General features: G+C 70.3%; 14 protein-coding genes. 6 read left to right on the top strand and 8 right to left on the bottom strand.

The features are described from left to right. Positions 1 to 939 carry a co-chaperone YbbN gene (locus tag ACTWNK_RS10200; protein WP_474303639.1) on the bottom strand — a complete coding sequence of 313 codons (939 nt, stop codon included), beginning with the start codon at positions 937 to 939 and terminating at the stop codon, positions 1 to 3. Then, positions 936 to 1,526, bottom strand: coding sequence for a MarR family winged helix-turn-helix transcriptional regulator (locus ACTWNK_RS10195; protein WP_474303638.1), 591 nt, complete (start codon positions 1,524 to 1,526; stop codon positions 936 to 938). The genes ACTWNK_RS10200 and ACTWNK_RS10195 overlap by 4 nt, the downstream gene beginning before the upstream one ends. A 257-nt stretch (positions 1,527 to 1,783) precedes the next feature. On the opposite strand from ACTWNK_RS10195, the gene ACTWNK_RS10190 reads away from it, so the two are divergent. After that, on the top strand, positions 1,784 to 3,124 hold the full coding sequence (locus tag ACTWNK_RS10190; RefSeq protein WP_474303637.1) for a hypothetical protein: 1,341 nt from the start codon (positions 1,784 to 1,786) through the stop codon (positions 3,122 to 3,124). A gap of 39 nt (positions 3,125 to 3,163) precedes the next feature. Next, positions 3,164 to 3,808, top strand: coding sequence for a DUF4230 domain-containing protein (locus ACTWNK_RS10185; protein ID WP_474303636.1), 645 nt, complete (start codon positions 3,164 to 3,166; stop codon positions 3,806 to 3,808). A gap of 152 nt (positions 3,809 to 3,960) precedes the next feature. Here the strand turns inward: ACTWNK_RS10185 and ACTWNK_RS10180 are convergent, their stop codons facing one another. Beyond that, positions 3,961 to 5,142 (bottom strand): acetyl-CoA C-acetyltransferase, encoded by a 1,182-nt coding sequence (locus ACTWNK_RS10180; RefSeq protein ID WP_474303635.1) that lies wholly within the window; start codon positions 5,140 to 5,142, stop codon positions 3,961 to 3,963. A 77-nt stretch (positions 5,143 to 5,219) separates the two neighbouring features. On the opposite strand from ACTWNK_RS10180, the gene mce reads away from it, so the two are divergent. From mce to ACTWNK_RS10165, 3 genes are all read left to right on the top strand, one after another. Then, positions 5,220 to 5,648: a methylmalonyl-CoA epimerase gene (mce, locus tag ACTWNK_RS10175; protein ID WP_474303634.1), complete on the top strand. Its 429-nt coding sequence runs from the start codon at positions 5,220 to 5,222 to the stop codon at positions 5,646 to 5,648. A gap of 199 nt (positions 5,649 to 5,847) precedes the next feature. Then, positions 5,848 to 7,140 (top strand): DivIVA domain-containing protein, encoded by a 1,293-nt coding sequence (locus ACTWNK_RS10170; protein ID WP_474303633.1) that lies wholly within the window; start codon positions 5,848 to 5,850, stop codon positions 7,138 to 7,140. Positions 7,141 to 7,342: 202 nt separating this feature from the next. Further along, positions 7,343 to 8,491, top strand: a complete 1,149-nt coding sequence (locus ACTWNK_RS10165; protein ID WP_474303632.1) for an AI-2E family transporter — start codon at positions 7,343 to 7,345, stop codon at positions 8,489 to 8,491. Here ACTWNK_RS10165 and ACTWNK_RS10160 read toward each other — a convergent pair. The 5 genes from ACTWNK_RS10160 to ACTWNK_RS10140 all read right to left on the bottom strand — a co-directional run bounded on the left by ACTWNK_RS10160 (position 8,488) and on the right by ACTWNK_RS10140 (position 12,702). Continuing rightward, positions 8,488 to 9,264: an alpha/beta fold hydrolase gene (locus ACTWNK_RS10160; RefSeq protein WP_474303631.1), complete on the bottom strand. Its 777-nt coding sequence runs from the start codon at positions 9,262 to 9,264 to the stop codon at positions 8,488 to 8,490. The two genes, ACTWNK_RS10165 and ACTWNK_RS10160, sit on opposite strands and share 4 nt — an antisense overlap. 155 nt (positions 9,265 to 9,419) lie before the next feature. After that, positions 9,420 to 10,178 carry an SDR family NAD(P)-dependent oxidoreductase gene (locus ACTWNK_RS10155; RefSeq protein ID WP_474303630.1) on the bottom strand — a complete coding sequence of 253 codons (759 nt, stop codon included), beginning with the start codon at positions 10,176 to 10,178 and terminating at the stop codon, positions 9,420 to 9,422. 40 nt (positions 10,179 to 10,218) lie between these two features. Continuing rightward, positions 10,219 to 10,932, bottom strand: a complete 714-nt coding sequence (locus ACTWNK_RS10150; RefSeq protein ID WP_474303629.1) for an alpha/beta hydrolase — start codon at positions 10,930 to 10,932, stop codon at positions 10,219 to 10,221. 13 nt (positions 10,933 to 10,945) lie between these two features. After that, positions 10,946 to 11,236 carry an ATP/GTP-binding protein gene (locus tag ACTWNK_RS10145; protein ID WP_474303628.1) on the bottom strand — a complete coding sequence of 97 codons (291 nt, stop codon included), beginning with the start codon at positions 11,234 to 11,236 and terminating at the stop codon, positions 10,946 to 10,948. Continuing rightward, positions 11,233 to 12,702, bottom strand: a complete 1,470-nt coding sequence (locus ACTWNK_RS10140) for a 3-hydroxyacyl-CoA dehydrogenase family protein (RefSeq protein WP_474303627.1) — start codon at positions 12,700 to 12,702, stop codon at positions 11,233 to 11,235. The genes ACTWNK_RS10145 and ACTWNK_RS10140 overlap by 4 nt, the downstream gene beginning before the upstream one ends. Before the next feature lie 77 nt (positions 12,703 to 12,779). On the opposite strand from ACTWNK_RS10140, the gene nucS reads away from it, so the two are divergent. Continuing rightward, positions 12,780 to 13,442 carry an endonuclease NucS gene (nucS, locus tag ACTWNK_RS10135; RefSeq protein WP_474303626.1) on the top strand — a complete coding sequence of 221 codons (663 nt, stop codon included), beginning with the start codon at positions 12,780 to 12,782 and terminating at the stop codon, positions 13,440 to 13,442. The last annotated feature ends 43 nt before the right edge of the window (positions 13,443 to 13,485 follow it).

The raw sequence follows: 13,485 nt of genomic DNA, 5'->3' as shown, positions 1-13,485 counted from the left end.
CTAGAACAGGGCGCTGGCCAGGGCTCTGCGGGCCTTGGTGAGGGCCGGGTCGCCCGTGGGAAGCGCGTCGAACAGTCCCAGCAGGTGCTTGCGCACACGGTCGCGGTCATCGCCCGAGGTGCGCTTGATGGTGGCGATCAGACGCTCGAACGCCTTGTCGACATCGCCTTCGAGCATCTCGAAGTCGGCGGCGAGCAGCTGGGCGTCCAGGTCGACCGGGTCGGCCTCGGCCCTGCGCCGGACGTCGGCGGGGTCGGCGTGCTGGGTGCGGCCGATGAGACCGACGCCCGCCAGGCCCATCCTGGCGTCCTCGTCGGCGGGGCTGCGGGCCAGCAGGCGCTGGTAGGCCGCGGCCGCCGCTTCGAGGTCGCCCGCGTCGATGGCCTGCTCGGCGGCCAGCAGGTCGGGGTCGAGCGGCGGCTCGGCCGGGACCTCCTGGCCATCGCCCTCGGCCCCTTCGGGCACCGGCGGAAGGTACTGGGCCAGCGCCTCGACGAGCTGGTCGAGCCAGCTGCGCAGCTCGGGCTCGGTCGCCATGCCGGGCACGGCCGAGACCGGCTCGCCCCTGAAGATGGCGTAGAGGGCGGGCAGGCTCTGCACCTGCAAGGCCTGGGCGATCTGCTGGTTGGTCTCGACGTCGACTCTGGCGAGCACCCATCGGCCCCCCGCCTCGGCGGTGAGCTTCTCCAGCAGGCGGCTGTAGCCCTGGGCCTGCTCCGAGCGGGTGACCGTGAGTTCGAGCAGCACGAGCGTGGTCATCGAGCGCTCGACGACGTCGTTGCCGAACGTCGCCTCGGTGACGTCGACGACCTGCGAGGCGGCACTGCCCTCGGGGGCGGCCTGCCTGCGGGCCTGCGCCTCCATGGCCTGCTTGCGCGCGCCGAGGTCGACGGCGCCGTAGAGCGATCCGGGTCGCGAGGAGAAGTCCGCTGGGCTCATGGTTCCAATCCTGCCGTATCCGCAGGGCTGATGAAGTCACCGCCTCCAACACCGGCGGACGTTTCCCGCGCGCGATCCCCTGTCTCACCGGCCGCGAAGTCTCCCGCGCCGACCCTGAGTGTTCGCAGCAGGCCGAACAGCTCGCCGAGTTCGGCCTCGCCGTACATGGGCATGGCGAAGTCGGCGCCCATCAGATCGGCGGTCGCGGAGGCGACGACCTCCCGGCCTCTGTCGGTGATCTCCGCGAGCACGCCCCTGCCGTCGCGCGGATTGCGCATGCGGCGGACGAGCCCCGCCTTTTCCAGGCGATCGACGGTGTTTGTCACGCTCGTGGGATGGACCATCAACCGCTCGCCGATCTTGGAAAGGGGAAGTGATCCTGTTCGACTGAAAGTCAACAACACGAGCGCTTCGTACCTCGCAAAGGTCAAGTCATACGGTTTGAGAAGCGCGTCCAGTTGCGCGAGGAGGATCTGATGCGCTCTCATGATCGACGTGACGGCGGCCATGGCGGAGGAAGGTCCGAAGTGAACACGCCAGGTCTCAGCGGCGCGCTCGATGGGATCGAACGGCAGGTTGAGCGACACAGCGCTACGTTAGCGCGGCCCTCGTCCTGATTCGTCAGCCCACGATGAGTGCCGAGGTTCATGCGTTGACCAAGAACCCGGACGCCAATCATCACGCTCAGTTATGGTTCTCGCATCGAACGGTGACGAGGAGTTTGCGTTAGCCCAGGCCCGTGGGGAACGGGCCGCCCGCCGAGGGGACCGGCGGAGGGGCGAGTCGCACCCCGTCACCACGGGGCACGGGGGGTGCTTGATGAGCTTCATCATTTGGAACACGAGTGCGTGAGCATGTGAACGTCTCACGCGAGGAGCTGAAGCAGAGCGCGGCCGTCACGGTGGCCGTGCTGCTCGCGCTCGGCCTGGTGGCGGCGTGGAGCGTGCTTCTCCCAGGCGTCGACGCCTGGGAGAACATCGTGGTGGCCGTCATCGGCTCACTGCGTCTGACGGGGCCCGTCGCCGCGGCGTTCGCCGCCTGGGTCGCCGTGCGCAAGCGCAGGAGCACCAGGGGCAGGCCGCTGACCATGTGGCAGGCGGTGAAGGCGCCGCTGGCGATCCTGGTGGTCGTGGTGGGGTCGTTCGGCGCGACGGTCATGGTCCTGGCGGTCAAGACCGTGCTCACCGAGCAGGCCGGACGGCTCAATCCGGCGGGACTGGCCATGGGGATGGCCGGTCTGGGGCTCTATGCGATCCTCGGCTGGGTGGCGGGCTGGCTCGCGCCGCACGCCGTGACGCCCGTCGTCGCCGGGCTCGGCTGCTACGGGCTGTTCACCTGGCTCGCCGAAGGGCAGACGTGGGCCGACAAGCTCGCTCCGGCGACGCGTGAGCCCTATGACCTGTTCCAGGGGCTCAACGGCTCGGCGTTCCTCGACCAGACGCTGTGGCTGCTGGGGGTCACGGCGGCGTTGCTGCTCGGCTGGGCCGCCGTGGTGACGCGGCAGGCGCTGGTGCTGGCGTTCGCGATGCTGGCGGTGCTGGCGGCCGGGACCGGCGTGGCCAGGCTGCTGACCGAGCCGCAGGCCGCCTCCGCGCAGCCCGTCGCCTACAGCTGCCAGGAGTGGCCGATCACGGTCTGCGTGCATCCGGGCATGCGCAGCGGGCTGACCGAGCTGGGAGCGGCGTTCACCAAGATCGCCTCGCGCCTGTCCGGCACACCGGCCGAGTTCACCCGGGTGGAGCAGCGCCCGCGCGGGGACGACCCGCAGCAGAGCACCGGCATCGTGCCGATCCACGTCGACGACCTGTCGGCCGGTTTCGCCGACGAGGCCGCCTACGAATACATCGAGAGCCTGGCCGGACGGTGTGAGGGCACTCCGGCAGCCGGGTTCCGCGAGATCGTCATGGCGTGGCTGCGCGGGGAGCCTCTGCCCGGCGGGCCACTGCCCGAGCACCAGTACGCCGCGGCCTGGTTCTCCGGGCTGAGCGAACACCAGAGGCGCGAGTGGCTGCGCATGTTCTATGCCGACTTCGCCGGATGCAAGCTGTCGGCCGGGCACTTCGGCGGCGGCTCGGCCGCACCCCTGGCGGACCCGGCGCGCGTCGGGGCCAATTCGACCGGCTATCCCGTTTATCCCACTTCCAGCGGCGAACCGAGCTGGGGACCGGAGATGTCACCGCGTTGAGCGCGTGAGCTCTGCCGCTCCCAGGGAAGATGGTTAGCCATGAAACCCCCCAAGCGCCGCTTGTGGCGATATGTCGCAGGACTGCTGGTCCTGGCCGTCCTCGTCGTCGTGGGTGCGAGGCTCACCTGGTCGTGGTTCAACCCGTTCGCCGAGACCACGATCGACCGCAGCCAGCCCGCGATGCTCAAGTCGATCCAGGACCTCAGCCGCTACGAGGCCGCGACCGGCAACTACCAGGTCGTGGTCGACATGGAGAAGGACGCCGCGTTCCTGCCCGACGCCATCAAGGGCACGCGCACGCTGTTCGTCGGCGCGGGGAACGTCGACGCCTACGTCGACTTCGGCAAGCTCGGCGAGAAGGCCATCACGGTCTCCCCCGACCGCACCCAGGTCACCATCAAGATCCCGCACGCCGATCTGGAGCCCACCCGGCTGGACAACACCCGCTCCTACGTCTTCGCCCACCAGCGCGGCATCCTCGACCGCGTCCAGGACTTCCTGAGCACCTCCCCCCAGAACCAGCAGGAGCTCTACGTCCTGGCCGAACGCAAGATCGCCGACGCCGCCGCCGCCAGCGACCTCCGCGCCAGGGCCGACACCAACACCAAGACCATGCTGGAAGGCCTGCTGAAGTCCCTGGGCTTCACCCAGGTCACCATCACCTTCATCGAAGACCCGCTGTAGCCGGACCAGCGGGCCCCCCTTACGGCGGGCCTCCCTGGCAGCCCCCGCCCGGCACAGGGCGGGGCCCATCACTCACGCGCCCGGAGCAGGACTACGCTCCCCGCCCATCGTGCCGGGCAAGGACGCTCTCCCCCCTGGGAAGGACCTCCGCCTCACCCGACGCGAAGAATCAACGCGTCCCCCTGCCCTCCGCCACCGCAGAGCCCGGCAGCCCCGACGCCCCCGCCACGACGCTTCAGCTCATACGCCAGCGTCAACACGATCCGCGCACCGGAGGCGCCGATCGGATGCCCGAGCGCGATCCCGCCGCCGTTGACGTTCACCTTGTCCAGCGAGATCCCGAGCTCCTTGGCCGACTGCAGCACCACGGCGGCGAACGCCTCGTTGATCTCCACCAGGTCGAGGTCGTCGACACTCAGCCCCTGCTTGGCCAAGGCGTGCTTGATGGCGTTGGCCGGCTGCGACTGCAGGGAGTTGTCCGGCCCTGCGACATTGCCGTGCGCGCCGATCTCGGCCAGCCAGGACAGCCCGAGCTCCTCGGCCTTGGCCTTGGACATGACGACCACCGCGCAGGCGCCGTCGGAGATCTGGGAGGCCGAGCCCGCGGTGATGGTGCCGTTGCGGTCGAAGGCGGGCCTGAGCTTGGCGAGGGTCTCGACGGTGGTGTCGCCGCGTACGCCCTCGTCGGTTGTGAAGATCACCGGGTCGCCCTTGCGCTGCGGGATGGAGACAGGGGTGATCTCCTCCTCGAACAGGCCGTTCTTGATCGCCGAAGCCGCCAGCCGGTGCGACCGGGCCGAGAACTCGTCCTGCTCGGCCCGCTCGAGCCCGAGACGCGTGTTGTGCCGCTCGGTCGACTCGCCCATGGAGACCTGGTCGAACACATCGGTGAGGCCGTCGAAGGCCATGGAGTCGACGACGTCGGCGCCGCCGTACTTGACGCCCTTGCGCAGGCCGGGCAGCAGGTGGGGAGCGTTGGTCATGGACTCCATGCCACCGGCGACGACGATGTCGAACTCGCCCGCCCTGATGAGCTGGTCGGCCAGCGCGATGGCGTCGAGGCCGGACAGGCAGACCTTGTTGACGGTCAGCGACGGCACGGTCATGGGGATGCCCGCCTTGACGGCCGCCTGACGCGAGGGGATCTGGCCCGCTCCCGCCTGGAGCACCTGACCCATGATCACGTACTCGACCTGCTCGCCCGTGATGCCCGCGCGCTCCAGTGCGGACTTGATGGCGATGCCACCGAGCTCGACCGCGGGCAGCGCCGAAAGCGAGCCGAGCAGACGGCCGATCGGCGTGCGAGCTCCGGCGACGATGACGGAACCAGACATGGGGCCTCCTAGGCGCGTGAGGGGTCATGCCACGATACCCATGAGTAGCCGGACGCCCGCTATGAGAGGTAGCCCACATGTTCCTGCGCATCGACCACATCGGCATCGCCTGCCACGACCTGGAGGAGAAGATCGCCCTGTTCGAGCAGACGTTCGAGCTCACCGTGGTGGCCCGTGAGGTCAACGAGGAGCAGGGTGTGAAGGAGGCGATGCTGCACATCGCCGACGGCGAGGGCGGCGGCTCCTACATCCAGTTGCTCGAACCGCTCGGCCCCGACACCCCGGTGGGCAAGTACCTGGCCAAGCGTGGCGAAGGGGTGCATCATGTGGCGTTCGGCGTTCCGGACGTCACGGACGCCCTTCAGCGCATCGGCGCCAAGGGCGTGCGGTTGCTGGACGAGGTGCCGAGGCACGGCTCAATGGGCTCTTCGATAGCGTTTCTGCACCCCAAGGATGTGGGAGGAATGCTGACGGAGCTAGTCCAGGCACCCTCTCACCCGGCATAGCACTCCAAACGCAAGAAAGGTTCATACGTAACGAGTCGCGCAGAAAGTCGGAGGGGGCCGCCAACACCGCAACAGCGGAGTACGCTGGCCTTCCACCGGACGTGGAGCCCGCCGTGAGGCACGGGCTCCTCGGTTCGGCTGCCCCCGAACCCCCCGTCCGGCCCGTGTAGCCGTCTCGACAACCCAGGATCGAGCCTCCATGCAGTCCGACATCGACGCCCAGCTCAACAACTTCTTTGAGGACGCTCCCGCGCGTGAGTTCGACGTGGTGCTTCGCGGTTACGACCGGCACCAGGTCCACGACCACCTGAAGCAGATCGACACCGAGCTCCGCCAGTCCCGTGAGCAGCTCACCGCCCTCCAGCGTGACCTCTCCGACTCGCAGCGCCAGCTTCAGGAGCAGGAACGCCCGACGTACTCCGGCCTCGGTGCCAGGATTGAGCAGTTGCTGCGCCTCGCCGAGGAGCAGGCCACCGAGCTCGTCCAGGCCGCCAGGTCAGAGGCCAACGAGATCAAGGCCGCCGCCAAGGTGGAAGCCGCCGACATGCGGGCCGCCGCGGAGAACGAGGCCGCCGAGAAGCGCGCTCTCGCCACCCGCGAGGCCGACGACATGCGCAGCACCGCCGAGCGCGAGGCCGAGGAGATCCGCTCGACCGCGCGCCGCGAGGCCGACGAGCTGACCGCGACCACCGAGCGCGAGGTCGCCAAGCTCCGCGCCACCGCCGACCACGAGGTCGCCGAGAAGCGCGCCGACGCCGAGCGCGAGATCGCCAAGCTCCGCACCACGACCGAGCGTGAGGTCGCCCAGCTGCGCGCCTCCACCAAGCGTGAGCGCGACGAGGTTCTCACCACCGCCAAGCGCCAGGCCGACGAGATGCGCGCCCAGGCCCAGCGGGTTCTTGAGGAGTCCGAGGCCAAGCGGGCCCAGGACGAGGCCGAGTTCGAGATCCAGCTCGCCAGCCGTCGCGAGGAGGCGGAGCGCCAGGAGGCAGAGCGCCACGCCACCGCGCAGGCGGCCACGCAGAAGCTGGTCGCCGAAGCCGAGCAGCGCGCCGCCACGGCAGAGCAGCGCGCGACCAAGGCCACCCAGCAGGCCGACCAGAGCCGCCGCGAGGCGGACCTGCACGCCAAGCAGCTCGTCGCCAACGCCAAGAAGAACGCCGACCAGGTGGTCGCCGAGGCGAAGTCGAGCGCCGAGTCCATCGTCAGCGAGGCCAAGGCAGAGGCCGAGCGCACCCGTTCCTCGATGCAGCGCCAGGTCGACGAGCTCACCCGCCAGCGCGACAGCATCACCAGCCACCTCGCCCAGCTGCGTCAGCTGCTCGGCGGCGCCGCGCTGCCCGGCATGGAGCCCGAGCCCGCGCCCGTCGCGGCCGCTCCGGTCAAGCCGGCCATCGCCGCCTCCAACGGAGGCGACAAGCCCGCTCCCACCGCCACCGCCACCAAGGCGCCGGCCAAGAGCGACGACGACGCGGAGTGGTGGCAGGAGTAGGCGTCCGCCACACCGCGACACCGCAGTACGAGTACGACGCAGAACCTCGGGGCTGATCGACGGCTGAAGAGAGCCTGGTGACCATTTCGGTCGCTAGGCTCTCTTTTTGTTCCCGGCCGCATCACGCGACCTTGTGTTCCCGGCCGCATCACGCGACGTGTTCCCCTCCCCCTTCCCCCCTCCGATCCCCCAGGAGTCTCGCGTGCCGGATGCCGTGCACCCCGACGCCCATGTCCCCAGCGCCCGCGACGGCCGGGACACCGAGTCCACCGCCCCCGAGGTGTCCAAGCCACAGCCGACCGGGACGCCGTTCGGGCTGCCGGGCAAGCCGTTCGCCAGAGGGCCGTTCCTGTTCGGGCTGGTCGGCGGGCTCGGCGTGCTGACCGCCATCGCGATCGCGCAGATGATCACTCGTTCGCTGAGTGTGATCATCCTCGTCGTGGTGGCGATGTTCCTGGCCGTCGGCCTCAATCCGGTCGTCGAGGCGCTGCAGCGGCGCGGTATGGCCAGGCGCTGGGCGATCTCCAGTGTGTTCGTCGGCGTGATCTTCATCTTCGTGCTGTTCGGCCTGGCCATCGTGCCGCCGGTCAGCAAGGAGTCGGCCGACTTCTTCGCCGCCGTGCCCGGGTACTTCGACCAGCTCATGGCCAATCCGACGCTGCGCCAGCTCGACGCCGACTACCAGCTCCTGCCCAAGCTGGCCGAGTTCGTCACCGCGAGCATGGCCACCAGCGTGGCGGGCGGCCTGGTGGGAGCCGGGCTCGTGGTGCTCGACGGCGTGTTCACCGGCGTGACGCTGCTCGTCCTCATGCTGTACTTCCTCGGCTCGCTCAACACGATCAAGGAGTACCTGCTCAAGCTCGTCCCCGCCTCCAGACGGCCGAGGACCCAGGCGATCAGCGACCAGATCCTGGACGGCATCGGCGGCTACGTGGCAGGCAATGTGCTCATCTCGGTGATCGCCGGAGTGCTCAGCTGGGCGTTCCTGTCGATCGCGGGCGTGCGCTACGCGCTGGCGCTGGCGCTGGTCGTCGCGGTGACCGACCTGATCCCGCTGGTCGGCGCCACGATCGGGGCGGCCGTCGTGACGGCGGTGGCGTTCCTGCAGTCGGTGCCGCTCGGCCTGGCGTGCCTGGTGTTCTTCATCGTGTACCAGCAGGTCGAGAACTATCTGATCTACCCGAGGGTGATGAACCGCTCGGTGAACGTCGCCCCGGCCGTCACGGTGATCGCCGCCCTGGTCGGCGGCGCCCTGCTCGGCATCGTCGGCGCCCTGCTGGCCATCCCGGTGGCCGCCGCGATCGCCCTCATCCTGCGCGAGGTCGTCCTGCCCCGCCAGGCGCTCAACTAGCCCAGCCGCTCCACGAACGACGCCACCGCCGCGTTGAACGCCTCCGGCTGCTCGACCGCGCTCAGATGCCCCGCCGCCTCGATGACGTGCAGCACACCGTCGGGCGCGGCGGCGGCCATGGCCTCGGCGTCGGCGAGCGGCGAGATCTCGTCCTCCTCGCCGACCACGACCAGGACGGGCGCCTTGAGCGCGCCCAGCGTGTCGAAGGAGTCGGGCCGCCCGGCCATCGCCCGCTGCGCCCAGGCCACGGCCAAGGGTGGCGCCGCCTGCACCAGCCCCCTGACCCGCCCGAACACCATCGCCCTGCGCTCCTTGGTCGTACGGCCGAGCAGCGCGGGCAGCATCTCCTGCACCAGCACGCCCGTGCCGTCGGCCAGCACGGCCCCGGCCAGGCGTTCGCGGTTGGCCCTGGCGGCGGCGGTGTCGGGCGTGGCCTTGGTGTCGGCGAGGATCACGCCGAGCACCCGGTCGGGATGGCGTCTGCAGAACGCCATCGTCACGTACCCGCCCATCGACAGGCCGCCGACGACGACCCGGTCCAGCCCTTCGGCGTCGAGGGTCCTGGCGACGTCGTCGGCCATGAGGTCGATCGAAGGCTCGTCGTCGCCCAGCACCGAGCCGCCGAACCCGCGCAGGTCGGGTGTGATCACCCGGCACGAGGCCGCGAGCCCCTCCCGCTGGGCCAGCCACATGGCCGACGACAGCGGAAAGGCGTGGAGCAGGACGACCGGAACACCGCTACCCGCTGATCTCGTGTAGAGCTGCACGAGCATCACGGTAACGCGGTTCGGCCGGACAATCATCGCCAGACATATGCCGAGTTCACCCGAAAAGCCGACTTCCCGAAAAGCCGCCGGTCACCGGCCGGTCATCCCCGAAAATCGTCCCGTCAGGTCGCGGTCACCGTCGCCGGACCCCACCGGCCCCGTCAGGTCGCCGTCACTCCGCCGTCGATGTACAGAACCTGTCCCGTCATGTAGGCCGACGCGGGCGCGGCCAGGAACACGGCGGGAGCGGCCATCTCCTCGGCGGTCCCCCAGCGCCGCATGGGCACCGTGGCGACGGTCGCCGCACCGGCCGCCTCGTCCTGCCACAACGCGCGGTTGAGGTCGGTGGCCGTCCACCCGGGACACAGGGCGTTGACCCTGACCCCGGATCCGGCCCACTCCAGCGCCAGCGACTTGGTCAACGCCACCAGCCCGGCCTTCGCGGCGGCGTAGGGCGCCAGGAAGGGCGCGCCCAGCGCGGCGACGGAGGCGATGTTGACGACCGAGCCCGAGCCGCGCTCCAGCAGATGCGGCGCGATCGTGTGACACACGACCATGGCCGAGTCGAGGTTGAGCCGCATCAGCTTGTCCCACCCGCTCAGCCGCAGGTCCTTGAACTCCACCAGGAAGTTGGACCCGCCCGCGTTGTTGACCACGATGTCCACGTGCCCGAGTGCGGCGACGGCCGTGTGCACGGCGGCAGCGGCGGCGTCCCTGTCGGTCAGATCGGCCACGACGACCTCGGCCTGACGGCCCAGCGCGGTGATCTCCTTGGCCACCTCGCCCAGCGCGTCGCCCGAACGCGAGACCAGGGCCACATCGGCGCCCGCCTCGGCGTAGGCGAGCGCGATGGCCCGGCCGATGCCCTTGGACGCCCCCGTCACCAGGGCCTTCTTCCCGCTCAGCTCGAACGCGCGCACGGCACTCCTCTCCTCCCGCCCACTCGGGCAGAACAAGATTCTACGGGCTGTCCGTCTCGGTGGGCAGAGGCCAGGCCGCCGGATTCACCCGCTTGACGATCTCGTCGTGCACGATCCGGACGTACGGCTCGCCGACCCACAGGTGCTTGGCGCCCTCGACCCCGATCACCTCGGCCTGCGGCACCCTGGCGAACCTGGCCTTGGCCTCCTCCGGGCGCAGGTAGTCGTCGAACTCGGGCACCAGCACCACCAGCGGACGCCCGAAGGCGGCCCAGGCGTCGAGGTCGGCGTCGGTGGCCCTGTGCAGGGGAGGCGACAGCAGGATCGCCCCCTCGACCAGCGGATCGTGCGCCCACTTCAAAGCCAGCTCGGTGCCGAACGACCAGCCGACCACCCAGGGGCGCGGCAGGTCGTTGAACTCGGCGTACTCCAGCGCCGCCGCCACGTCGAACCGCTCGCCCTCTCCCCCGTCGAACTCCCCCTGCGACGTGCCGCGCGGCGAGGTCGTCCCCCTGGTGTTGAAGCGCAGCACGGCCAGGTCGGCCAGGGCGGGCAGCCGGTTGGCCGCCTTGCGGAACAGGTGACTGTCCATGAAGCCGCCGTGCGTCGGCAGGGGATGCAGGGTGACCAGGGTGGCGACCGGCGGGCGCTCCGACGGCTGGGCCAGCTCGCCGACCAGGGTCAGCCCGTCGCCGGTGTGCAGCTCGATCGGGTCGCGTCTGGCGGCGAGCACCGTCGCGGCGCGGATCTCCATGGCAGTGCCTCTCTCAGTAACGGCTGCGGCCGGGGCCGCGGTCCAGGCGTTTGCGCCAGCACGTGGTGTGCCAGTGCCGCCGCTCCTCGTCGCCTCCGGTCCAGTTGGGCCAGCTGACCAGGTGCGGCTGTCCCGCCGCGATCTCCTGGTCGCATCCCGGGCAGCGGTAGCCCTTCTGCGAGGAGGCGCCGGTGAGCATGCGGACCTTCCACTCCCCGTCGGGCCACTGTTCAACCTTGTCGTTGCCCGCGGGGAAGCCCAGGGCCTTCGACAGGTCCTGGCGGCGGGCGCGACGCGGGCTCATGCGCGGGGAAAGGCGGTCAGGCCCGCGGTGACGAGCTGGTCGAGCAGCGGCGAAGGCGCGAAGGCGGGCTCACGGTACTCGGCGTAGAGCGCGCGCAACCCGTCGCGTACCTTCTCCAGGCCGATGGCCTCCAGCAGGGCGAAGGGCCCGGCGGGATACCCGCAGCCCAGGCGCATGGCGGCGTCGATGTCCTCGATGCTCGCATAGCCGTGGTCGTACATCCGTACGGCGTCGTTGAGATGGGGATACAGCAGCGCGTCGACGACGAACCCGGCCCGGTCCCTGCACCGCACGGGCGTCAGCCCGAGCACGGTGACCAGGTCGGCCGCCGCCTGGGCGGCCTGCGGCGAGGTGAGCACGGTCGAGGCGACCTCGGCCACGCTCGCCCCGGCCAGGTGCAGCCCGACGAGCCGGTCGGGGCGGGTGAGCCTGGCCGCGTGCTCGATCACCGGACGCTCGCCCAGCACGACGACCAGGTCGTGGTCGCTCACCTCGGCGGCGGCCGTGGCCTTGAACCCGGCCCGCCCCAGCCGGTCGGCCAGCTCCGCCGCCCCCTCGCCGACCACGAGCACGGAGGAGACGGGCACGGAGGCGGGCGGCTCGGTGGCGGGCTCCTCGGCGGCGCCGTGGAAGCCGCCGCCCGTCTTACAGCCGAGCAGCCCGGCGCTGACCAGCTCACGAAGGACGGGCGCGGGGGCGTGCCGCCGATCGCGGCTCTCGCCGAACAGCACCTCGCAGATCTCGTAGCAGGTGTCCAGCCCGATCAGGTCGAGCAGCGCGAACGGCCCCATCGGCAGCCCGACACCCAGCCGCATGGCGGCGTCGATGTCGTCGCGCCCGGCCAGCCCCTGCTCCAGCAGGGTGGCGGCATGGTTGAGATAGCCGAGCAACAGCCTGTTGACCACGAACCCGGCCCGGTCCCCCACACTCACCGGCGTCTTGCCGAGCGAGCGGGCCAGCCTCGCGATCTCGTCGGCGAGCCCTGCCTCGGTGACCGGCGTGTGCACGACCTCGACGAGCTTCATGACCGGCGCCGGATTGAAGAAGTGCATGCCGACCACACGACCGGGCCGCCCGGTGGCCGCCGCGACCGCGGTGACCGACAGCGAGGAGGTGTTGGTGGCCAGGACCGCCGACGGCTTACAGATACGGTCGAGATCACGAAAAAGCGCCACCTTGTACGCCATGACCTCGGGGATGGCCTCGATCACCAGATCGGCGTCGGCCAGATCGGCACGCGAGGTGGTCAGCGTGATCCGGCCGAGAATCCGCTCCCGCTCCTGCTCGCTCAGCCTGCCCTTGGCCAGCGCCCTGCCGGTCGAGGACTCCAGATGGCCACGGCCGCGCCGCAGCGCCTCCTGGTCGGCCTCCACGCCGATCACCCGAAGCCCGGACCGGGCGAACACTTCGGCGATGCCCGCACCCATCGTGCCGAGCCCCACCACACCGACCGTTTCCATCGCCATGTGCCCAGCATCCCAGAGCGGCACCCTGTCCCCAAAAACAGCCGGCCCCCTGAGAACAGCCGGTAGGGTTGGCGCTCATGCGGTTGGTCATCGCGCGGTGCAGCGTGAACTACGAGGGACGGTTGACGGCGCACCTCCCCATGGCGCCCAGGCTCATCCTGATCAAGGCTGACGGCAGTGTCAGCATCCACGCGGACGACCGGGCGTTCAAACCGCTCAACTGGATGAACCCGCCGTGCAAGCTCAAGGAGGAGCAGGGCACCTGGACGGTCACCCACGGCAAGACGGGTGAGCGGCTGGTGCTGACGATGGAGGAGATCCTCCACGACACCTCGCACGAGCTCGGCGTCGACCCCGGCCTGATCAAGGACGGCGTCGAGGCGCACCTCCAGGAGCTGTTGGCCGAGCACATCACCACGCTCGGCGAGGGCTGGAGCCTGGTCCGCCGCGAGTACATGACGGCCATCGGCCCGGTCGACATCCTGTGCCGCGACGCCAAGGGCGCGACGGTCGCGGTCGAGCTCAAGCGCAGGGGCGACATCGACGGCGTCGAGCAGCTCACCCGCTACCTGGAGCTGCTCAACCGCGATCCGCTGCTGGCCCCCGTACGCGGGGTGTTCGCCGCGCAGGAGATCAAGCCGCAGGCCAAGGTGCTGGCCGCCGACCGTGGCATCGACTGCGTGACGCTCGACTACGACGCGCTGCGCGGCATCGAGCCGGAGAACCCCACGCTCTTCTAGCGCGGTGCTGTCCTCCGTTCGAAGGACAGCCGGTCCACCGGCC

It is taken from the genome of Nonomuraea sp. IBHARD001 (genome assembly GCF_056106265.1).
Note: the sequence above shows the minus strand (reverse complement) of the source record. Positions and strands in the feature narration are given on the sequence as shown.

Coding starts and splice junctions, on each gene's coding strand:
- ACTWNK_RS10200 (WP_474303639.1), bottom strand. CDS start 939: ATGAGCCCAGCGGACTTCTCCTCGCGACCCGGATCGCTCTACGGCGCC.
- ACTWNK_RS10185 (WP_474303636.1), top strand. CDS start 3,164: ATGAAACCCCCCAAGCGCCGCTTGTGGCGATATGTCGCAGGACTGCTG.
- ACTWNK_RS10180 (WP_474303635.1), bottom strand. CDS start 5,142: ATGTCTGGTTCCGTCATCGTCGCCGGAGCTCGCACGCCGATCGGCCGT.
- mce (WP_474303634.1), top strand. CDS start 5,220: ATGTTCCTGCGCATCGACCACATCGGCATCGCCTGCCACGACCTGGAG.
- ACTWNK_RS10170 (WP_474303633.1), top strand. CDS start 5,848: ATGCAGTCCGACATCGACGCCCAGCTCAACAACTTCTTTGAGGACGCT.
- ACTWNK_RS10160 (WP_474303631.1), bottom strand. CDS start 9,264: ATGCTCGTGCAGCTCTACACGAGATCAGCGGGTAGCGGTGTTCCGGTC.
- ACTWNK_RS10150 (WP_474303629.1), bottom strand. CDS start 10,932: ATGGAGATCCGCGCCGCGACGGTGCTCGCCGCCAGACGCGACCCGATC.
- ACTWNK_RS10145 (WP_474303628.1), bottom strand. CDS start 11,236: ATGAGCCCGCGTCGCGCCCGCCGCCAGGACCTGTCGAAGGCCCTGGGC.
- ACTWNK_RS10140 (WP_474303627.1), bottom strand. CDS start 12,702: ATGGCGATGGAAACGGTCGGTGTGGTGGGGCTCGGCACGATGGGTGCG.
- nucS (WP_474303626.1), top strand. CDS start 12,780: ATGCGGTTGGTCATCGCGCGGTGCAGCGTGAACTACGAGGGACGGTTG.